The organism is Anabaena azotica SJ-1 (genome assembly GCF_047275885.1).
In the GTDB taxonomy this organism is placed as follows: domain Bacteria; phylum Cyanobacteriota; class Cyanobacteriia; order Cyanobacteriales; family Nostocaceae; genus Trichormus_B; species Trichormus_B azotica_A.
Genome location: NZ_CP178454.1, coordinates 153,863 through 175,368 on the forward strand (window position 1 = coordinate 153,863; position 21,506 = coordinate 175,368).

Annotated in this window: 15 protein-coding genes and 1 tRNA gene; 6 read left to right on the forward strand and 10 right to left on the reverse strand. The window is 39.0% G+C overall.

Annotated elements, in window-relative coordinates; translation table 11 throughout:
• Nucleotides 1-107 precede the first annotated feature (107 nt).
• The 4 genes from ACLLO5_RS00700 to psbZ form a co-directional block, all read right to left on the reverse strand.
• Complete coding sequence (locus tag ACLLO5_RS00700) at nucleotides 108-515, reverse strand: hypothetical protein (protein WP_413173582.1); 408 nt, start codon at nucleotides 513-515, stop codon at nucleotides 108-110.
• A 367-nt stretch (nucleotides 516-882) separates the two neighbouring features.
• Nucleotides 883-954: transfer RNA gene (locus ACLLO5_RS00705), tRNA-Gly, on the reverse strand.
• A 224-nt stretch (nucleotides 955-1,178) separates the two neighbouring features.
• Nucleotides 1,179-1,736 (reverse strand): 6,7-dimethyl-8-ribityllumazine synthase, encoded by a 558-nt coding sequence (gene ribH / locus ACLLO5_RS00710; protein ID WP_413173583.1) that lies wholly within the window; start codon nucleotides 1,734-1,736, stop codon nucleotides 1,179-1,181.
• A gap of 183 nt (nucleotides 1,737-1,919) precedes the next feature.
• Entirely contained in the window at nucleotides 1,920-2,108 is a 189-nt protein-coding gene (gene psbZ, locus ACLLO5_RS00715) for a photosystem II reaction center protein PsbZ (protein ID WP_041643540.1), read from the reverse strand.
• Between the two features lie 307 nt (nucleotides 2,109-2,415).
• On the opposite strand from psbZ, the gene ACLLO5_RS00720 reads away from it, so the two are divergent.
• Nucleotides 2,416-5,118 (forward strand): CBS domain-containing protein, encoded by a 2,703-nt coding sequence (locus ACLLO5_RS00720; protein WP_413173584.1) that lies wholly within the window; start codon nucleotides 2,416-2,418, stop codon nucleotides 5,116-5,118.
• 467 nt (nucleotides 5,119-5,585) lie between these two features.
• Nucleotides 5,586-6,455, forward strand: coding sequence for a 2OG-Fe(II) oxygenase (locus ACLLO5_RS00725; RefSeq protein ID WP_413173585.1), 870 nt, complete (start codon nucleotides 5,586-5,588; stop codon nucleotides 6,453-6,455).
• A gap of 99 nt (nucleotides 6,456-6,554) precedes the next feature.
• Here ACLLO5_RS00725 and ACLLO5_RS00730 read toward each other — a convergent pair whose 3' ends face one another.
• Entirely contained in the window at nucleotides 6,555-7,778 is a 1,224-nt protein-coding gene (locus ACLLO5_RS00730; RefSeq protein ID WP_413173586.1) for a bifunctional sterol desaturase/short chain dehydrogenase, read from the reverse strand.
• A 337-nt stretch (nucleotides 7,779-8,115) separates the two neighbouring features.
• On the opposite strand from ACLLO5_RS00730, the gene ACLLO5_RS00735 reads away from it, so the two are divergent.
• Nucleotides 8,116-11,955 (forward strand): response regulator, encoded by a 3,840-nt coding sequence (locus ACLLO5_RS00735; RefSeq protein WP_413173587.1) that lies wholly within the window; start codon nucleotides 8,116-8,118, stop codon nucleotides 11,953-11,955.
• Here the strand turns inward: ACLLO5_RS00735 and ACLLO5_RS00740 are convergent.
• Both ACLLO5_RS00740 and glsA read right to left on the reverse strand, forming a co-directional pair.
• Nucleotides 11,886-12,095 (reverse strand): AAA family ATPase, encoded by a 210-nt coding sequence (locus ACLLO5_RS00740; protein WP_413173588.1) that lies wholly within the window; start codon nucleotides 12,093-12,095, stop codon nucleotides 11,886-11,888. The genes ACLLO5_RS00735 and ACLLO5_RS00740 overlap by 70 nt on opposite strands.
• A 419-nt stretch (nucleotides 12,096-12,514) precedes the next feature.
• Complete coding sequence (gene glsA, locus ACLLO5_RS00745; RefSeq protein WP_413173589.1) at nucleotides 12,515-13,474, reverse strand: glutaminase A; 960 nt, start codon at nucleotides 13,472-13,474, stop codon at nucleotides 12,515-12,517.
• Nucleotides 13,475-14,264: 790 nt separating this feature from the next.
• Here glsA and ACLLO5_RS00750 point away from each other — a divergent pair.
• The 3 genes from ACLLO5_RS00750 to ACLLO5_RS00760 all read left to right on the forward strand — a co-directional run bounded on the left by ACLLO5_RS00750 (nucleotide 14,265) and on the right by ACLLO5_RS00760 (nucleotide 18,597).
• Complete coding sequence (locus tag ACLLO5_RS00750; RefSeq protein WP_413173590.1) at nucleotides 14,265-15,368, forward strand: septal ring lytic transglycosylase RlpA family protein; 1,104 nt, start codon at nucleotides 14,265-14,267, stop codon at nucleotides 15,366-15,368.
• A gap of 253 nt (nucleotides 15,369-15,621) precedes the next feature.
• Nucleotides 15,622-17,250, forward strand: coding sequence for a bifunctional pantoate--beta-alanine ligase/(d)CMP kinase (locus ACLLO5_RS00755; RefSeq protein ID WP_413173591.1), 1,629 nt, complete (start codon nucleotides 15,622-15,624; stop codon nucleotides 17,248-17,250).
• A 747-nt stretch (nucleotides 17,251-17,997) separates the two neighbouring features.
• Nucleotides 17,998-18,597: a superoxide dismutase gene (locus tag ACLLO5_RS00760; RefSeq protein WP_413173592.1), complete on the forward strand. Its 600-nt coding sequence runs from the start codon at nucleotides 17,998-18,000 to the stop codon at nucleotides 18,595-18,597.
• 131 nt (nucleotides 18,598-18,728) lie between these two features.
• On the opposite strand, the gene ACLLO5_RS00765 is transcribed toward ACLLO5_RS00760, so the two are convergent.
• The 3 genes from ACLLO5_RS00765 to ACLLO5_RS00775 form a co-directional block, all read right to left on the reverse strand.
• Entirely contained in the window at nucleotides 18,729-19,001 is a 273-nt protein-coding gene (locus ACLLO5_RS00765; RefSeq protein ID WP_413173593.1) for a GlsB/YeaQ/YmgE family stress response membrane protein, read from the reverse strand.
• Between the two features lie 67 nt (nucleotides 19,002-19,068).
• The gene (locus ACLLO5_RS00770; protein WP_413173594.1) at nucleotides 19,069-20,721 is read right to left on the reverse strand and encodes an alpha-amylase family glycosyl hydrolase; all 1,653 of its coding nucleotides are present in this window, start codon (nucleotides 20,719-20,721) and stop codon (nucleotides 19,069-19,071) included.
• Between the two features lie 248 nt (nucleotides 20,722-20,969).
• Complete coding sequence (locus tag ACLLO5_RS00775) at nucleotides 20,970-21,152, reverse strand: CsbD family protein (RefSeq protein ID WP_413173595.1); 183 nt, start codon at nucleotides 21,150-21,152, stop codon at nucleotides 20,970-20,972.
• Nucleotides 21,153-21,506: the final 354 nt, after the last annotated feature.

The following is a 21,506-nucleotide window of genomic DNA, read 5'->3' on the forward strand; positions in this document are numbered from 1 at the left end:
TGAGATTTTGGATTTTGGATTGATTCCACAGATAAATCCGGGGTTTGAGAATCTGAGATTTGGAATTTTTGGTTGATTCCACAGATAAATCTGGGGTGGTCATTGAATTAACGTCTGTAAGTAAGCCAGACCATAATTGCTGGCAGAATAGCCAATAGCACCGCTACTATAGCCCAAGCAATAATACTTGAACCATTCGCCAAGCGTAATGCTAATGGTAGCCATATAATCACTAGCACGAAAATAATGCCCAATGCTATCGGCAAATAACTTTCTCCTAACCGGGGTTGGATCACATTCCAACTATTCCCCGTCCAGCGCCAAGCACGCTTATAGGGATAGGTAGTAGAAAGTTGCTCCAGCACATAACCATTATCTTCGACAACGAAAATTTGTTGACAGCGATCGCAACCAAAAGCTTCTGTCAGAGTGATCGGAATTAACCGCCCCCGACGACGACAAGGACAAGTATAGTCCGTATTTAAATCTATTTTTTCAGGTTTTTGAGATGGCACAAGCAGTCTAAATAACTTGGGCGTGTTTTTGTTAACAGTTAGTGGGGATATTTCCACTCTTAGCAATAGAGCGTCGATTCAGTAGGGGCGAAGCATTAGGGTGATTACTTATCACTGAAACCATTGATATTCTGTCCGAATGCTTCGCCCTTACGATTAATGAATCGGTGTTCTAGTTCTAGTATATTTCTGCCAGCATTGCAGCCGCTATTTTCAATCCCACAAAATACCCATCGAGATAGCTCTTAGTAGTTATCCGCTAGGTTTGAATCCAGGCATGAATAAATATCAACCCTGGAGATTTAGTAGCGATTACACAAACCCGATAACAATTCTTGATATAACAAGATATTAACATTAATTCAAAAGCGGGTAACGCGATTCGAACGCGCGACATCAACCTTGGCAAGGTTGCGCTCTACCACTGAGCTATACCCGCAAATTTCAGACTAATATCAGTTTGTCAGATTTATTCTGGTTTGTCAACCCCTAAATTTATTTTTTTTTGAAGAGGAGGCAGAAGGCAGGAGGCAGGAGGCAGGAGGCAGAAGGCAGGAGGCAGAAGGCAGGAGGCAGAATTTCAGGAAGAAAAAAGAATTAATTTTTAATCTGCTCCTCTGCTCCTCTGCTCCCCTGCTCCCCCTCATCCCCCACACCCCTCTTCTAAACCACCTCTGACTCCACAGGATTTTGTAGTGATGCTGGTAAAGACTGAGCATTACGACTGTATGGTTCTGCTAGATTAGAACGTAACTGACGCATCAAACTGGCCATTTCTATAGCATTCATGGCATAATCCCAGCCGTGATTACTTTTAATCCCTGCTCGTTCCAATGCTTGCTGCATGGTATCTGTTGTCAAAATGCCAAAAATCACAGGTACTCCTGTTTGAAAACTTGCAGCAGCAATACCTTTAGCCACTTCAGAAGATACATAATCGAAATGGGGCGTTTGTCCCTTAATCACCGCGCCCAAGCAAATTATGGCATCATAACGATGGGAGAGTGCCAACTGGCGAGCTACGGTGGGAACTTCAAAACTTCCTGGAACCCATACATAATCTACTTGATTGCCTTGAGGGTCGGGATTTATACCGTGACGCTTCAGACAATCTTGACATCCTTCTAAAAGCTTGACAGTAACCAAGTCATTGAATCGACCAATCACCAACGCAAACTTTAAAGGCTCTGTTTGAGTAAATGTTCCCTCAAAAACTGCCATGACTGCCTCTTATAACTATAAATTCTTAGCCAATACTCTTTTCTGGATGGAAATAGAGGAGCAGGAAAGCAATGTCAACATAGAAAAAGAACAAAGATATTTTTGCTTCCCTTTCCTGTAAACCCAGCTTTTCTGCTCCTCTGGTTTTTATGTTATGTGTCAACGTCTGTTTGCAGCCGTCGTCTACACCACAAAAAAGTTTAATAAACCAACTAAAAGCACTAAGGCAATCCAAACACCAGAACCAACCCACAGCAGCTTTTTAGATTCAACCCAGTTTTGAGGAGTTGCGTAAGCAACAGGAACACCAACAACTAGGACGAAGGACATCAGAACTAGAGATACTAAAGCAAATTGGAATACTATGCTCATTTTTACTTTTCCCAACACAGCGAAATCGTAACGTTTCTCCAGGCTGTCACTATAAAATGGACAGACTGGGTTGCTCAGTGACCCTTGTGAACTCACTTGGTATCCCCTGATCAATTAATATTTTACTTCTGGTTTGTAACAGTTGCTCAATTTCAGTGATTAGGGAACAGGTGACAGGTGACAGGTGACAGTAAGAAGGGAATAGGGAATAGGTGATCAATACATTATTCTCCTCTGCCCCCCATCTCCCCTGCTCCCCTGCTCCCCTGCTCCCCTGCCCCCTGCCCCCTGCTCCCCATTACTTCTTATGGATATCATTCTTTGTCACACAACTGCTGATTTTGACGCTTTAGGGGCGGCTGTGGGGTTAACTTGCCTCAAGGCAGGAAGTAAGATTGTCTTGACTGGGGGAGCGCATCCACCGGTACGGGATTTTTTGGCGTTGCATCGGGATGAATATTCGCTGATTGAAAGGCGTTCTGTTAATCCTGAAAAAATCCGTTCTTTGATGATAGTGGATACTCAACAGCGCGATCGCTTGGGTAAAGCTGCTGAATGGTTAGATTTACCTAATGTGCAGGAAGTTTTAGTTTACGATCATCATCTCGGACAAGATAGTGATATTCCCACGACGCAATTATATGTTGACAGTGTGGGTGCAACGACGACTTTAATGGTGGAAGAACTACAAAAACGCCATATTTCTTTAACACCTGCTCAAGCAACTGTCATGGCCTTGGGTATTCACGTTGATACTGGTTCTTTAACGTACAACCAATCTACACCTAGAGATGCTTTAGCTTTGGCTTGGTTGATGCAACAGGGGGCAAGTTTATCTGTAATTTCAACCTACCGTGATCCAGGTTTATCACCACAGTTGCAACAATTATTAACTGAGGCGCTGGAAAATTTAGAATATCTTTGTCTGCGTGGATATACTATTGCTTGGGTGACATTGAGAACTGATGATTTTGTGCCAGGGTTATCAGCTTTAGCATCAGAACTGGTGGAGTTGACAGAAATTGATGCCCTAATTTTGGCAAATGAACATCCTTTGGGTGAAAATGAATGGCGATTAACTGTAATTGGGCGATCGCAAATTCCCCATACAAATCTTCATCTCTTATTGCAGTCTTTTGGTGGTGGTGGACATTCCCAAGCCGCATCTTTAAATATTCGCACCAACGACTCACAAGCAATTTTACAACAACTATTAGATGGATTAAAAGCACAAATTCCCCATCCTCCCACAGCCAGAGATTTAATGTCTTCTCCTGTGCGTACTATTCGACCAGAAACCACTATTGCTGAAGCTCAAAGAATTTTACTCCGTTACGGACATTCTGGTTTATCTGTTGTGAATGAGCAAGATAAAATAGTGGGTATTATTTCCCGACGTGATTTAGATATTGCTTTACATCACGGCTTTAGTCATGCACCAGTTAAAGGTTATATGACTACTAATTTAAAAACAATTACACCAGATACTATCCTACCCCAAATTGAATCTTTAATGGTGACTTATGATATTGGCAGATTACCAGTTTTAGCAAATGAAAATTTAGTGGGTATTGTCACTCGCACCGATGTTTTAAGAGAATTACATCAAGCTGATATAGTCGGTGGAAAAATAGAAACAAACAGTGAAACAAATATTAGTTTACCGCAATTAAAAAATAAATTAAATCCTCAACTTTGGCAATTATTAAATATAGCATCTCAAGCAGCAGAAAAACGCGGTTGGCATCTTTATTTAGTTGGTGGTGCAGTACGAGATTTGCTGTTAGCAGAAGCTCAAACTGGCACATTAATGATTAATGATATTGATTTAGTAGTTGATGGTTTTCATCAAGCAGCAGATGTGGGTGCAGGTGTAGAATTAGCAAAAGCACTCCAGCAAATTTATCAAAATGCCCGTTTAGAAATTCATGGTGCATTTCAAACCGCTGCTTTACTATGGCACAAAGACCCAGAATTAGATTCATTATGGGTAGATATTGCCACTTCTAGAACTGAATTTTATCCTTATCCCGCAGCAAATCCAGAAGTTGAAGCTAGTTCTATTCGTCAAGATTTATATAGAAGAGATTTTACTATCAATGCAATGGCCTTAAGGTTAACATCTCCCCGTAGTGGTGAATTATTAGATTTTTTTGGTGGTTTATTAGATTTACAAGCCAAGCAAATTCGCATTTTACACGCTAACAGTTTTATTGAAGATCCTACCCGGATTTATCGTGGTGTCCGTTTTGCTGTGCGGTTTGGATTTCAAATTGAACAGAGAACTGAAGAATATATTCGCTATGCTATAAATAGCGGAGTTTATGATCGCACTTCTCAAGAAAATACCAAAACACCTGCTTTACAAACTCGTTTAAAAGCAGAATTAAAAAATATTCTTGCAGCCACTTATTGGCAATCAGCCTTACAATTATTAGATCAATTAGGTGCATTGCGATGTATTCACCATAGCTTAAAATTAGATGGGGAAGTTCTACGACAATTACGTTTATTAGAAATTTATTTACGAAAATTTGGTCAACAACATAATCTACATGATTGGCAAATGCGTTTAGAGGTATTAATTGCCAACTTAGAACCAAAATATCAAGTGAAGGTAGCTAAAAATCTCCAATTAGCTGATGATATTATTGCTAGATTTAAGAAATTATCAGAAACACAAACAGAGATCATAACATCTTTGCCAAATTGTATACTTCCTAGTCAAAGTGTCCATTTATTGAGAAAATATGATTGGACAACTTTAATTTTGATTGCTTTAAAAAGTCCGCGTAAAATTAGGCGCAAAATTAGGTATTTTTTAACTACTTTGGCAAATATACAACCTTTATTAAATGGTAATGATTTAAAAACAATGGGTTATAAACCAAGCCCCCTATTTAAAATTATACTGGATCATTTGCTTACTGCTACTGTGGATGGAGTGATTAAAAATAGAATTGAAGCAGAAGAATTTTTAAGAACACATTATCCTCCACATAGTAGATGACAGATTATACAGTTGAAAGTTTTTCACTGTCTTTAGCAGTAAGTATTCAGGATAGACAATACTCCACGTCAGGAGAATAAAGACTTTTTTAGTCAACTTTGATGATTTTGATAAAATCTCACTTCTGGACTATTCTTCATTTCATCAGCATTCTGACTCCTGACTCCTGAATTCTTACCTTTAGCACAGCGTCGCGTAAGCCATATTTTATGATATAGCCGACAAGACGATGAGAACATTCTGAAAAGCTAAAACTTAATGATGACAAGGGTTTTACTTTTGCCTTCTGCTATAAATGTCTGTTCTCATTCTATGCTTAAATTATCATCATGCCGAAAATTATATCTAGAGAAAGATTGTGGAAAATTCTTGAAGTAGGTATTGTAATACAGATCAAATTCAATAGTAGATATTAGAAAAATATATACTTCTTGATGATGATCAACAATCCTATGAGGTATAATTTTTTGTTGCAAAAAATAGGAAACAAAATTTTAAAAACTATTGACACAATTCCCCTTATAAACAATCAAAGAGAACTTGCTTATCAAGCAGAGGTAGAAAAATATATTCCCAATTTACCAAATCTTACAAAAAATGACTTAGATTTGGTCGAGAGAATTAAACAGGAAGGTGTGGTCATTACTTCATTGGCAGATTTAGAAATTGCATCTACTCCTCAATTTATCCAAGCAGCACAAGATCTGATACCCAAAATACCTAAATCTATTGGTGTCCATAATCATCAATTTATTATTCATGCCAGTTCTCAGCAGATTATGGAGTATCCAGACATTTTTTTGTGGGGACTAGAAGAAAGATTACTCAATATTGCTGAAAATTTTATTGGTCTGCCTGTAGCTTATCATGGTGTATATTTTCGCAGAGATATTGCAAATCAATTAGAAAAAGGCTCAAGATTATGGCATATAGATAAGGAAGCTAGAAGGATAATTAAAATTATCGTTTATTTACATGATATAGATGAAGGTCATGGACCATTTCAATATATTTCCCAGTCCTTAACCTCAGAAATAGCCAAAGCTCGTAAATACAAATCTGGCTACATTCTGGATAAAACTATGAGGGAATTTACAGCCATTAGCAATTACAAATCATGTCTTGGTGTTGCTGGAACAGTAATTTTTGCTGCCACTAATAGTGTCTTTCATCGTGGTAAAATTCCTGTGATTGCCGATAGATTGAGCATATTTTTTGATTACACTCCTAGTCAAAAAAAGTATTCATTTTATGGGGTATCATCTTTGCCTTATGAAAATTTACTTTTACTAGCGCCAAATCTCACTGAATTTCAAAAGCAATGTATTTTTAGCTAATTCCTCAAGCATTCAGCAATCAGCAATAAAACCTAGATACCAAAAGACATTTTACACAGTCATGTAGAGAAAATGGTGGGCAATGCCCACCCTAGACCATTATTTGCTTTTTACTGACTTACTAAAAATGCGATAGTACAACCAATTACTAAATTCTTTGATGGGAAAAAATAAATAAGTGAGTGGGTTTATCGTCACAATAATATTTCTAAAATCCCGTTTAGCTAAAAACAAAATTCCGCGTGCAACTTGCGATGCTGACATTACACCATAAGGATTTAATTGACTCTTGAATGGACCTAAAATTAATTTACGAATTACACAAACTCCATCTAAACGCTTGAGGGTAATAAGATCACCTAAAGTTCTTTTACTGAGTTCATACAAAGGGCTAAATGCGGGAGAAACTTCTGCTTCTGAGGTGTTAACCCAAATTTCTTTCGTTGCTTTTGCATCAGGTCCTGTGACAGTTGTAGAGAATATATCTATTAAGCGCAAAGCAGAAAAAGTGTTAACTTGATAAGAATTGTTAATTGCGTCTGGAGTGCGATCGCTATAAACATTCACGCCATGATTGATAATTAAAATATCAACTTTCTTGAGGCTTTCTTGCAGGTCTTCTTCATTCCCTAATTCCCAGGAAAGCACTTTTAATCTAGTTTGTGCCTGTATTTGATCAGGATTCGTGCTTAATGCAATCACTTTGGCATTATTCTTGAGTAATTCTGCTACTAATGCTTGTCCTAATGTCCCTGAAGCACCAGTTACAGCAACAGTTTTACCTTTGAGAGACAGTCCTGTTCCTAGTATTTTATCCACCAAAGAAAAGACACCACTATAATAAGCATCAACATCATCAAAATGATGTCGCCAATGATAGGTTCTATTCACAAACCAAACGGAGGGAATCGTTTCCAATGGCCCTGGTAAATGGTTATAGTCTGTCTCAATTGTCCCTTGGAAATAGCGCACAGATGCACCATACAAAAAAGTAACAGCATAGATGACTCCCAACCACAAGCCCCATTGCTGAACAACTAAGGCTACTATTGTTAATAAAACCACTAGTATGGCCGACTCAACTATGTCGTGATACAACTGAGAATCTAAATAAGCTTGTTGGGAAACTAAAGTTAAATCCCGCCGATAGGCCGCATGATGTTTATTATGCCATTTAGCCAGCCAATTGATCTGGTGACACAATGCATGATAGGTATCTCTGAGGATTTCTGCAAGTAACAGTGAACAAAATCCCCAAGTAGCAAACTGTAAACAGGTCTTTATTAAAACCCAATTAATTGTTAAGTTTTCAGCAAGTCTCATTACATTTTCAATCACACAACTTAGTAAAGATGGTATATTACTGAACGGCTAAAATCCAGACAACTCTCCAAACTGTGTAGCGTATACACTCAAGGCTATTAGTAAAACTAAGCTAACTTAATAAATCTTACTGTCTTGTTTTTGGTAATTCTTGTTGCCTGCTCAAATGCGCTTAATCCACCATTGGTCTCTATTTACTTGCCACCGGCACAAAATCCCACTACAACTAGTATTGATAATTCCCTTTGTGCTATTGATTGTCGTTGCAGTAAGTGTAACCGGGTATTTGTCCTTTAGCAGCGGAAAACAAGCAGTCACAGATATTGCAGTTCAGGTCATGGAACGTACCAATGACCAAGTTAAATCTCGTCTTAACGCCTACTTAAGCACGCCACATCTAATTAATAACTTGAATTTAAATGCTGTGAAACTAGGTCAGTTGAATATACAAGATTTTGATCAAGTTAAACATCAATTTTGGGAACAAATCAAACTTTTTGAGTCTGTCAACGTGATACTCTACGGTGATGAACAAGGAAATTCTATAGGTTATGTCAGAGAACTTGGTCAGTATTTTTTAATAATTCAGAAGGGTTCAGAAGGTAAAAAAAATACGGCTTATAAAGTAGATAAGCAAGGAAACCCCCGTGACATATTTTTGGTGAGAAGTTTAGATTCTCGTCAGCGTCCTTGGTATCAAGTAGGTAAAGTTGCCAAAAAATCGGCTTGGACTCCCATTTTTCAATGGGTTAGTTATCCAGCTGCTGGCATTGCTACTAGTACCCCCGTATATGATAGGGAAGGAAAGCTGCAAGCTATGTTAGCTGTTCATTTGAAATTACAGAATATCAGCACTTTTTTAAAAGATTTAAAACCTTCTGTAAATGGACAAATTTTTATTATAGAACGGTCTGGTGATTTAGTGGCAAGTTCAACTTTAGAAACACCATACAGCCAGAGTAATAAAAAATTTATTCGGGTTGCTGCGATAAATAGTAAAAACCCATTGACCCAACAAATAGCAAAAGAAATAAAGCAGAAATTTGAAAATTTAGGAGAAATAAAAAAGTCCCAACAGTTGATATTTTCCCAAGCAGGAGAACAGAAGTTTGTAGAAATTCAACCTTATCAAGATAAGTATGGCTTAGATTGGTTGGTGGTAACAGTTGTCCCAGAAAATGATTTTATGGGAGAAATAAATGCTAGTCGCCACACAACCATTATCCTCTGTGTGGGTTTAATTTTAGGAGCGATCGCACTAGCAACAATTATGTCTGCTTGGATTAGCCGACCATTGCGACGTTTGAGTATTATGAGTAGGGCGATCGCCAAGACCAATATTAAGCAACATATCCCCGAAAATTCGCCTATTGATGAATTATCACAGTTGGCAAAATCATTTAATCAAATGTCTGACCAACTGCATCAAGCTTTTACAAAGCTAGCAGATGTTTTAGAAGAATCAGAAGTAAAATTTACTACAGTGTTTGGTACTAGTCCTGATCCGATGGCGATCGCAACTTTAGACAAAGGACGTTATTTAGAAGTTAATCAAAGTTTTCTAGAAGTTTCGGGATATAGCCGAGAAGAAGTGATTGGTAAAACTTCCATAGAACTGAACTTATGGATAAATCTCCAAGAACGCGATCGCTATATCCAAGCCATACAAACTGATGGTTTCATCCACAACTGGGAATTTAACTTCCGCATAAAATCAGGGGAAATTAGAACCCTATTGAGTTCAGTAGAAGTGATTGAACTTAATGGACAGCGATGTGCCATAATTATTGCCAAAGACATCACTGAACGCAAACAAATTGAAGCTTCTCTTCGTCAAAATGAACAAACTACCCGCGCTTTAATTGCTGCTATCCCAGACTTACTTTTGCGTTTAGATCGTCATGGTAATTACATGAATATCTTTATAGGAAACGAATTTCAACCTATCCATCCTCAACGCAGTCGAGACGGGAAAAATATCTTTGATATCTTACCCCCTGACAGAGCAAAAGAGCGAATGTTTTATGTAGAAAAATCTCTACAAACAGGTCAACTCCAAACCTACGAACAGGAACTTTTGGTAGAGGGAAAAATTCAATATGAAGAAACCCGTATTACCCCCCTTAATGACAATGAAGTTTTAGTTATGGTACGGGATATCACAGCCCGGAAACAAGCAGAAGAAGCTTTACGCCGTTCTAAAGCCCAACTAGAACACCTAGCCACCGCTTCACCAGTAGTAATATATTCTCTACTCATACGTGCTGATGGTTTTATGTCCTTTGAGTATGTAAATAAAGCAATTGTAGATATTCATGAAGTCAAAATTGAGGACATCCTCCAAGATGCAACATTTGTATTCAATCAGTTTCATCCCGAAGATGTTTCCAGATATATGCAAGCAGTTAAAAATAGTGCTATTACATTGAAAACCTTTAGTCATGAATGGCGCATAATTACACCTTCAAATAAATTGAAATGGTTGCAGGCAACATCGCAACCGGAACGTCGAGAAAATGGCGATATTTGTTGGCATGGAACTTGTTTAGATATCACTCAACGTAAACAAGCAGAACTGGAACTAGCACAGGCAAAACAAGCAGCAGAAGCCGCCAACCGTGCTAAAAGTGAATTTTTAGCAAATATGAGTCATGAATTGCGAACACCCCTGAACGCCATTTTGGGATTCACTCAATTAATGCAAGGATCTCAGACTATTAATACTGAACAACAAGAGAATTTAGATATTATTATTGCCAGTGGCGAACATTTGCTGTCTTTAATTAATGATGTTTTAGAAATGTCGAAAATTGAAGCAGGAAAAATCACATTTAATAAAACTAATTTTCATCTTCTGCCGCTGCTTGATTCCCTTCAAGCAATGTTACAACTTAAAGCCTCAGAAAAAGGAATTAAACTTTGCTTTGATTTATCCCCAGATTTACCCCAATTTATTCGCACAGACAAGGGTAAACTGCGGCAAATTATCCTGAATCTCCTCAGTAATGCCATTAAATTTACCCATCAGGGAAGTGTCACACTAAAAGTAGAAAATCAAGAAAAAAACACTCTAAAATTTGCAGTCATAGACACAGGAATAGGTATAGCTCCCGAAGAATTGGCTCACCTTTTTAGTCCCTTTGTCCAAACCTCATCTGGTCGCAAATCTCATCAAGGAACAGGATTAGGTTTAGTCATCAGTCGTAAATTCATACAACTGATGGGAGGAAATATTCAAGTTGAAAGCACTTTAACAAAGGGCAGTAAATTTGAGTTTACAATTCGCTTCCGCTCAGTTTTAATAGATGCAATTTCTTCCCCACTATCAACGCGAAAAATTATTGGTTTAATACCTGATCAGCCTAATTATCGGATTATGATTGCTGATGACATTGAAAATAATCGTCAGTTGTTAGTTAAATTACTCCAACCCCTTGGTTTTGAAATTAGAGAAGCCAAAAATGGCAAAGAAGCAATAAAATTATGGCAAGAATGGCAACCGCATCTAATTTGGATGGATATGCGAATGCCAGAAATAGACGGATATGAAGCTACTAAAATAATTCGCCAACTTAGTCAAAAACAGAATATTCCAATTATTATTATCGCCTTAACTGCCAGCGTTTTTGAACAAGAACGAGTAGAAATTAAAGCAGTTGGCTGTGATGATATGGTACATAAACCATTGCAACCACAAATCATTTTTGACAAATTAGCAGAATTTTTGCAAGTAAGATATCTTTACAGCGATGATGATATTAAACTAAAAAAACAACTTCCACCTTCCTTGCTTAACACATCATCTCAAGTAAAAATTCTCATAGCAGAAGATAATCTTGTTAATCAAAAAGTTGCTGTGCGTATTTTGCAAACATTAGGATACTCTGCTGATGTTGTCAGCAATGGTAAAGAAGCAATATCAGCATTAAATCAGCAATCTTACACTTTAGTATTCATGGATTTGCAAATGCCAGAAATGGATGGCTTAGAAGCAACACGCCAAATTTGTAAATATTGGCAACCTCATGAACGTCCTGTCATTATTGCTATGACAGCTAGTGAAGAAGAAGAAGACAGGCAATCTTGTTTACAAGCCGGGATGAATGATTACCTTTCTAAGCCTATTCGTATTGAAAAAGTGCGGTTGATGTTAGAAAAATATTTAGTAAAAATCTGATTTGGATATGCTGGCAAACCTGCCCAATGTCCTGTTAAAGCCCACCAAGAACACTCAAGCAGAAAAGTTTTACCCAGTCCGTTATCACCTGTAATTAAACTTAATCTATCTCCTGGTTCAAAGCAAATGTTTTTTGCCATCTACTCAGTTTTATAACTTTTTTATATACTGGTTTTCTTCTTTTCTTCTTCCTTCGCGCTCTTCGCGTCTTCGTGGTTCGTTAAATAAACTTGACTGACAACATAATACGACAGATATAAGTAGGTGGGCGTTAAAAATTGTCGTTGGGGCAAGGGAACAGGGAACAGGGAACAGGGAACAGGGAACAGGAAGAGAGTTTTGAGCGATTTTACTTTTCTTCACATACCTTTAATTTTTTCTGTTGACCTACTTATCTATATTATGTACTCAACACCAAAAACGCGAAAAAGCGTCCGCGTTCGCGTAGCGTCTCATTTGCATAGCGTTCCGAAGGAATAGAGATAGCTTACCGCAGCGATCGCCCCCATTACCCCAATTATCCAACCCCCATCTATATATATATGATGTAATTTCCCCTTCACCCCTTAGAACAGTCAAACAGATGTAACCCCAACCGTTGCGACAGTTCCTCACACACCTTCACCCCCCGCACACTATTACCCCGCGCATCTAGTGGTGGTGAGAACACACCAATCCCCATCTGTCCAGGAACAACAGCAATAATTCCCCCACAAACGCCGCTTTTTGCTGGAATTCCCACTTTATAAGCCCATTCACCAGCAAAGTTATACATACCACAGGTGTACATCACACTCAATATATCTTTGATATAACAATTATCTACCGCTTTTTCTTTTGTAATGGGATTAATACCTTTATTAGCTAGTGTAGCTGCCATAACTGCCAAGTCTCGACAATTAACCATTACAGAGCATTGTTGAAAATATAAATCTAATGATTCTTCTATATTTTGGTCAATCATGCCAAAATTCAGCATCAGATGGGCTGTAGCACGGTTACGGTGTCCTGTACTGCGTTCGGAAGTAAATACCGAAATATCCACAAATACATCCCGACCAATATAGCGCCGATACATATCTAATAACCGATTCAGACGCTCAGTAGGACCCGAACCTTTGATTAAGCTGGTAATAGCTATAGCACCAGCATTTACCATTGGATTATATGGGCGTTTTGATTGTTCATCAAGAATAATGGCGTTAAATGCGTCTCCTGTCGGCTCTACCCCCACTCTAGTTAAAACATAGTCCCGTCCATGATCCTCTAAAGCTTGTCCATAGACAAATACTTTGGAAATTGACTGAATTGTAAATAGTTGTTCATAATCGCCAACTTCGTAAATTTGACCATCTACAGTAACAATACAGATGCTAAATAAATTGGGGTTTACCTTAGCCAGTTCAGGAATGTAATTCGCTACTGTACCAGCTTGCAGAGATTTGTACTGGGAATGCAAATCTGTGAGAACTTCTGAAAATGGTGGTGAAACTATGTCTAAATTTCCTGCGTTTATCATGAAGCTGATAACTTGCTAATAAATAGCATACTTGATTGATTAGTGGGGGCAAAAAAGGCTACTGATATATTTTTATACGAATAAAAATAGCTTTTTCAAGTTTGCGAGCCTTTTTTATTGTCTCATGAATTATTTTTTTGTGAAGAAATAAAATACTAATGGGTATAAATGCTAATTTAGCAAGAGAATAAATACTATAATAAAAAGTATTATTTTATAGCAATACGTTTGCGTGACCTTCATCAACCTAACTAAATTCAACTTATTCAAAAATCAATACTTGTAAAATTGGATAATTTTGCTCATAAATCAATTAAAAATGATGATTATGGGAATTTTAATAAATATTTTTTAACTCTCTGAAATCGGAAAATTGGAATTAATAAAGTTAATTTTGACCAAAACGAGCATCAAGCGCAAGTTAAATTAATCACAAGCTAAGTGAATTTTCTTACGTAAAGATCAAGATATTACTCAGCTTGGATAAATCTGACTTTATATTAAACCTTCATAAAAAATTATTGATATCCCGAAAAAAAATGTTACAAAGCCAGAAACCTGATTTGAAAAAGGTTTGACCCTAGAAAGGCGAATGGAAATTTGAGAGCCTGACTCAAGACGTACGCTAAAACCCTGATCCCCAACCCAAATGGTTCGTGTTACTCTGTTGCAGTTATAAACAAAAAGTGAAAGCGGAACGAGTTCGAGTTTTCCGGGCTATCACTATGACTAGTGAAAAACCCACACATTATAAAACTTAAGTTCTACAGTCGCTTTAAAAATCGGACGCATGAATCAAAGACATTTGTGGACTATTGTCGCCCTGTCTGTGGCTATTTCAGGTTTACCTTCAGTGGGTCGTACTCAAACCGCTAAGGACAACCCTCCCGCTTCCCAAGCATCTGTTATGGCTGATGCAGTGAAAGTAGGAGAGTACCAATCCCCTGAACAGAAACCTACCTTGGATGCTGTGAAGACAGAAATTCTTCCTCACAGCGTTAAAGGCCATCAGGCGGCAACCCTTTACATCCGGGATATTCCCGTTCTTACTTTTCTGAGTTCTACCCCAGTTGCTAACACAGATACAAAAATGGGAGCAATTGGAAAAGCTGGAGGCGTAAAATCTTATGCCCTTGTTGCTAGTAATTCAGCAAAAGCTGCAAGCATGGGAAATGTTATGGATGTGGGCAAATTTTCCAGCCCCATTGCCAATGATCCAGTTCAAAGAGCCAGCGTAGTAGCCTCTAGAATTAATCAGCTGATTCGCGAAAACGCAGACGCAAACCAAATTACCGTCAGCTGGAAAACAGAGGAAAAATCTTCAGTCAACAATAAAGCCCAGGATAAAGGCTTCTCTGTTGTACAGCAATTAGATCGCTACACCATCAAAATTGACGGTAAAGAATTGGTGGAAGTCAATGAAGGTACGCGATTAGCAGATACTACCCAAAATCTTGCCCAAGATGCCCTACAGGCAACCAATCGTCTGCGGAGACTGATAGGTAATGCCTCTCCCATCAGCGAAATTGCTAATTTACCAGAAACTACATCAGGATCTATACCCAAGCCGTCCCAACAAATTGCTATCGGTGGAGTGAAAATTAACTTCAAAGGCATGGCTTCTTGGTATGGCTATGATTGGTCTGGGAATAAAACTGCTAGTGGTGAGAGATTCAATCCCGAAGCGATGACAGCAGCCCATCGCAGTTTACCTTTGGGTACAAAGGTGCGTGTTATTAACACTCGTAATGGCCGCTCGGTAGTTGTGCGAATTAATGACCGAGGTCCATACATTGGTGGTCGAATTATTGATCTTTCTGCGGGTGCAGCCCGACTTTTAGGGATGATTGGCAGTGGTATTGCGCCAGTGCGGCTTGAGGTGTTGGGAAGATAATCTTTAGGGGTATGACTTGCGCCAAGCTGCGCTATCAGGAGTATGGCGATCGCTATCAGGAGTTCAGGAAGAATAGATTATTATCTATCTCCCTCATCTCCCCCATCTCCCTCATCTCCCCTATCTCCCCGTACCCTTCTACAATCTCTACTCTTTTTTCGCTTTTCACTTAAATACCCCTAGTTGATTAATCCCTAAACCCAGTTTCAGATATAAACTAACGGGTGAGAGGATCAAGAACTAGGGGTATTTTGTGCGCCTGCTGACTACAGTTGCAGCTTTACGCTGTTATTTAAATCAACGTCGTTGGGAGAGCAATCTCAAGCTTTCAGACGAATTATTATTTGATGATCAGACTACTTGGTATCCCTCAGAGATTGGTTTAGTGCCGACTATGGGAGGGTTACATCAAGGTCATCTTAGTCTGATTGATAAGGCTAGGCAAGAGAATTCTACGGTGATTGTGAGTATTTTTGTTAATCCCCTGCAATTTGGCCCGAAGGAGGATTATCAACGCTATCCCCGGACTCTAGAGCAAGACCAAGAATTGTGTGTAAAAGCTGGAGTTGATGCGATTTTTGCCCCTACTCCGGAAGAAATGGGAATTCCTCAGAAGAATATACAAGAAACTCAAGTTACACAAGTAATCCCTCCATCTGGTATGATAAGTAGCTTGTGTGGTAGATATCGGCCGGGTCATTTTCAAGGTGTGGCGACAATTGTCACCAAGCTTTTCAATTTGGTACAGCCTGACCGAGCCTACTTTGGTCAAAAAGATGGCCAGCAATTGGCAATTATTAAGCGTCTGGTGGCTGATTTAAATTTGCCAGTTGAGATTGTTGCTTGTCCAACGGTGCGGGAAGCGTCTGGCTTGGCTTTGAGTTCTCGTAATCAATATTTGACTGCAACAGAAAAAGAGCAGGCAACAGTGTTATATAAAGGCTTGCAGCAAGCTGAAGCGGCGTTTCGTGCTGGCGATCGCAACAGCAGCCAGCTGATGGCATTGGTGTGGCAAGAAATTGCAAAGGTCAGCACTATCTATGTTGAATATATTGAATTGGTTGAACCGAATACATTGATGTTTTTAGCAACAGTTGAGGAGGAAGGAATGCTGGCGATCGCAGCTCGTCTAGGTTCTACACGGTTAATTGATAATACCATTTTGTGCGATGTCTACGACGGGCTACGCCAACCTATCATCGCTATTGATGGGCCAGCTGGTGCTGGCAAATCTACGGTAGCTCGTCAAGTGGCAACCCAGTTAGGTTTAGTGTATTTAGATACGGGTGCTATGTACCGTGCTATCACCTGGCTGGTGCTGCAAAAAGGCATTGCTGTTGATGATGAATGTGCGATCGCTGAATTAGCCAACCAGTGTAAAATTGAACTTACTCCCAGTCATAATTTGGAAACTCCTGTGCGAGTGTGGATTAATGATACAGATGTGACTCAAGAAATTCGCACCATTGAGGTAACATCACAAGTATCTGCGATCGCTGCTCAAAGTGCAGTCCGCAAAGCACTGGTAAAACAACAGCAAAGCTGGGGTAAACGAGGTGGTTTAGTAGCTGAAGGCCGGGACATTGGTACTCATGTTTTCCCTGATGCAGAAGTCAAAATCTTCTTAACAGCTTCTGTTGGGGAACGCGCACGTCGTCGTCAGCAAGACTTTACAAAACAAGGTCAACCTGAAGTGAGTTTAGAACAACTCGAACGAGATATTGCAGAACGCGACTACAAAGATAGCACTCGCAAAATTTCTCCCTTGCAAAAAGCAGCAGATGCAGTAGAAGTTGAAACCGATGGACTTACACCTGGTGAAGTAGCAATGCAAATTGTTAATTATTACCAAAAAACTGGGTTTAAAGCCCCGTCTTTATAGGACGGCTTTTTGGTATAATTCAATTGTTTCAGGTAGAATAACCGCCGATACAGGAATTGTAATAATTTCTTGTTGCTAAAATTTGAATAGGCAGGAAGCAGGAATTTTGAATTGTTCCCTATTTCCTGCTCCCTGTTATGGATATATCAGGTGAAAATTTAAAATATTCAATAGCCTATAAATTAAGTGTTGTATTCAACAATACAAACAGTTTAAATTATCCTTCATCTAACCAAAGATAGATGAAAAAAATACCCAAATCAGCAACTATAAATAACTCTCCATCATATAAATTGAAATTAACTATCAACCCACATTCAAATCCTTACTAAAGTTAGTAAAATTCCCAAATAACAAGAATGTGCTTCTGCTCTTTAATTCATTTTTAACCTATGCTTGGGAAAAAGTGATTATACTGGATACGTGCATTTTTGGGAATTATTATTTATGAATAATATTCAGCAAAAAGCTAATTAAACGTACCAATTTTGGATTTTATCCTAGTTGAAAAAAAGAAAGCCGCAGATAAAAAACCGCAAACCCTGATGAAATCGTACTTTCTCAATTTTTAATTTTTAATTGGTATTGAGATTTTAGATTGAGGTGGTTCAATTTAGTAGTAGAATAACCATGTTAAGTTTTATATCCCAGCATTAAGGATGTAAAACTGCTGAATACAAAACCTGTAATTTCCTGAGTTTCGGCAAAAGTCTTAACTGGAAAACAGTAAAGAGAGGATTTAAAAACATGGCATTTTCACAACTTCCACTACCCTTCGACTTTAATGCTCTAGAGCCTTATGGCATGAAAGGTGAAACCTTTGAATATCACTATGGTAAGCATCACAAAGCTTATGTAGATAACCTCAACAAACTCACCGATGGTACAGAACTTGCTGATAAGTCCCTCGAAGAAGTAATCCAAATTTCCTTCAAAGACTCCTCTAAAGCTGGTATCTTCAACAACGCGGCTCAAGTTTGGAATCACACCTTCTTTTGGAACTCTTTGAAACCCGCTGGTGGTGGCGCACCCACAGGTGAACTGGCTGCTAGAATTGACAAAGATTTTGGTAGCTTTGACAAATTCAAAGAAGAATTTTCCACTGCGGCTGCAACCCAGTTTGGTAGCGGTTGGGCTTGGTTGATTGATGATGGTGGCACACTCAAGGTCATCAAAACACCAAACGCAGAAAACCCTTTAGCTCATGGTAAAAAGGCACTTCTCACCTTGGATGTTTGGGAACACGCCTACTACATCGACTACAGAAATGCTCGTCCAGCATTCATCAAGAATTTCTTAGATCAATTGGTTAACTGGGAATTTGCCGCTGCAAATTTGGCTGCCTAATCAACCACTGATTTAAACTTATTCTTGCCAGTCCCCATGCCTATTAGGCTGGGGATTTTTAATTTCAAAACCTCTCCTGTGCCTAGTGTTCCTGATCCCCGACAATTGGGACTTAAACTTACTAATTGAGTCTAGGAAGAATATCTGCTATTAATTCTGTGCCAAACAAATACAGCGATAACAGCACCTATAACGGCAATGAAAATACCAGAAGGGCTGAGATCAGAACTAACCAGTACAAACTTTCCAGTCGTGATCAGAGTGGTTAGCGTACCGCCAACAAATGCACCGATGATACCTAGAACTAGAGTTCCCAGAATACCACTTCCTCTGGCAGCCGGGTCAATCGCTTTAGCGATCGCACCTGAAATTAAACCTAATACGATCCAAGCAATAAGAGTCATACTAAAACCTTTTTGTAAGAATTCAGGAGTCAGAAGAAGGGCGGAATTAATTTTTAAAATCGCTATCTTACTGCCAGACAAATACTTTCGCTTCGTAAGATCCTAAGTCAGTCATAATGCCATCATCCCCAGATTCAATATCATAATTACCCGTCCATTCGTGCCATTTTCCATTGGCGGGGAAGTTAGGAATGTGATATCCTGCCAGAAAATTGTCTGAAAAATTCGCCACGACAACTATCCGAGAGCCTTCATCATTCCAGCGGGTATAGGCTAAAACTTTAGCTTCTATATTTTCGTGGAAAAAATCAATATTTTCAGCGTAAAGTGCATGATTATTTTTCCGCAGCCCAATCAAGCCTTTGTAATATTCAAACAAACTACAATTCTGGTCATTGCCCATCAGTTTCCAATCTATTTTGGATGATTCCGGAGTTTTGTACTTGTACTCACCAAACTCTTCACCCATCCAAATCAAGGGTACACCAACTGCTGTCATCAGGAGAGCTACCCCTAACTTAATTCGCTTAAATGCTTCTTCATTAAAGATGTTGCGATCGCTTAACTCTACCATCAAGTGATTGTGGTCGTGGTTAGTGAGGTAATTGACAACATTAGTTGCACCCATAAAGCCTTTTCGTTTGCAATCAATCACATCCTTGAGGCTGTCTAAATCAAAAGTATCGCCGCAAATATGTACTGTAATAACATGACGGAAACTGTCGTGCCAGCAGCCATCCATCGGTCCATCAGCATTGGTGATGCTAGTTGTTTCAGGAATGTGTTCGGCCACGGTGTAAAAAGGCTTCATCCCAGCGGCTTTTTTAGCTTCCTTAACAATCCAGTGCATTAAATCATAGTTAGCAATTTGTCGGGCGGCATCGAAGCGAATACCGTCAGTATGATACTCCTCAATCCAAAAACGCACATTATCGCCGACAAACATCCGGGCTGGATATGTTTCCAGAGTTTCATCATAGAGTTCGTAGTTAAACTCTGGACCCCAATTGTTATCGGGATCACGGGGAGAGTGGTGATACCAGAAATCATGATCAATCTGCGTGAGAGGGGCTTCTGATTCTGAGTGGTTATATATGCCGTCCATGATGACGCGGATACTTCGCTCATGGCATGAGTCAATTAGCTGCTTTAACCCCATCGTCGAACCATAGCTAGATTCAGTAGCGAAGAAGTGGCGAGGGTTGTAGCCCCAGCTATGATCTCCTGGATATTCCTTGACGGGCATCAATTCAATGGCGTTAATGCCTAGTTCACAAAGGTGATCTAATTTTTCAATAACGTGCTTATACTTACCGCGAGCGTCAGCATCATCCTCACCCCCGGAAAAATCGCCAACGTGAAGTTCATATATGACTAACTCACTATCTGCTGGCAGAGGCTTGTCATCGTGCTGCCAGACGTAGGTATCAATAATGCGATCGCCGTCTTTAATGCACACCACCGCATTCTGACTAGGGTTATCAATATCTGTTGCATAAGGGTCTATTACTTCTACCCATTGGTCTAGTTCAAAAAACCAGCTACGAGACTGAATACGAAATTTATATTGATGATTGCCGTCTTCCAATTCTACATGGGTACGGAAATAACCGTCTTCACTTTTTTCCATAGAAATTTCTTCCCAGTTGGAAAAAGATCCGATTAATGCCGCTCCCTTATTGTAAGGAGCAAACAACTTGAATTCAATTAAGTTAGCCATAGAACCTATTGGGAGTGAAAATTCTTAAAAATGCTAATGGTTGTTTTATTTATCAATTTTCCGGTCAACCGAAAAAGTCTAGATAGCCTGTTCACCACCTAGACTTCCTGGAAAAATCATCCTGATACCAATTTTGTGTGATAGATAGATTGGCGCATCTATGACTACGCCAAAAGCATAATTTGTGTTGAGTTTATGTCGAACTTTTTTAACAAATTTCTTGAGCGCAGCTTCAGCAATAAATGGTATTAGTCGATTGTATCTTTGAGTGCATCTTTCACATTTTCAACAGTGTGCTGAACTGCTGCTTCTACCTGTTTTGCCTTACCTTCTGCTTGATTTTTGGGATCTCCAGTCAGATCACCCACTGCTTCTTGAATTTTACCTTCAATATTTTTGGCGGTTGCCTTGACTTTATTTTCTAAGCTCATAATCTACTCCTAGTTCAATGTCAAAACTGCTGACTTGAGTCAAATTAAAGACTCTATTTCTAAAATCACTTTTACAGGCTGTTGGTTTATTTATTGATTGAATTGATTGAATACGATACAAAATGTAGGAAAAACTGTTGGCAAATGAAACTTTAGTTGAAAAATTCTCTTGCAAAATTGATTATGTGTTATAATATTTTACTTTTGCCAAATTTTCCTGTGTCCACCCTGGCAGAGCAAACGCGCGTTTAGCCTGTTGAATTCCAGCCGGAGATGCCTGATGCGATCGCTTAACCATCAAGCAGGGATAAGTGATTAGATTAACCGTTATTCACTGAACTTGATATCACTCGC

Coding starts and splice junctions, on each gene's coding strand:
- ribH (WP_413173583.1), bottom strand. CDS start 1,736: ATGGCAGTTTTTGAGGGAACATTTACTCAAACAGAGCCTTTAAAGTTT.
- psbZ (WP_041643540.1), bottom strand. CDS start 2,108: ATGAGCATAGTATTCCAATTTGCTTTAGTATCTCTAGTTCTGATGTCC.
- ACLLO5_RS00720 (WP_413173584.1), top strand. CDS start 2,416: ATGGATATCATTCTTTGTCACACAACTGCTGATTTTGACGCTTTAGGG.
- ACLLO5_RS00730 (WP_413173586.1), bottom strand. CDS start 7,778: ATGAGACTTGCTGAAAACTTAACAATTAATTGGGTTTTAATAAAGACC.
- ACLLO5_RS00735 (WP_413173587.1), top strand. CDS start 8,116: ATGGAACGTACCAATGACCAAGTTAAATCTCGTCTTAACGCCTACTTA.
- ACLLO5_RS00740 (WP_413173588.1), bottom strand. CDS start 12,095: ATGGCAAAAAACATTTGCTTTGAACCAGGAGATAGATTAAGTTTAATT.
- glsA (WP_413173589.1), bottom strand. CDS start 13,474: ATGATAAACGCAGGAAATTTAGACATAGTTTCACCACCATTTTCAGAA.
- ACLLO5_RS00750 (WP_413173590.1), top strand. CDS start 14,265: ATGAATCAAAGACATTTGTGGACTATTGTCGCCCTGTCTGTGGCTATT.
- ACLLO5_RS00760 (WP_413173592.1), top strand. CDS start 17,998: ATGGCATTTTCACAACTTCCACTACCCTTCGACTTTAATGCTCTAGAG.
- ACLLO5_RS00765 (WP_413173593.1), bottom strand. CDS start 19,001: ATGACTCTTATTGCTTGGATCGTATTAGGTTTAATTTCAGGTGCGATC.
- ACLLO5_RS00770 (WP_413173594.1), bottom strand. CDS start 20,721: ATGGCTAACTTAATTGAATTCAAGTTGTTTGCTCCTTACAATAAGGGA.
- ACLLO5_RS00775 (WP_413173595.1), bottom strand. CDS start 21,152: ATGAGCTTAGAAAATAAAGTCAAGGCAACCGCCAAAAATATTGAAGGT.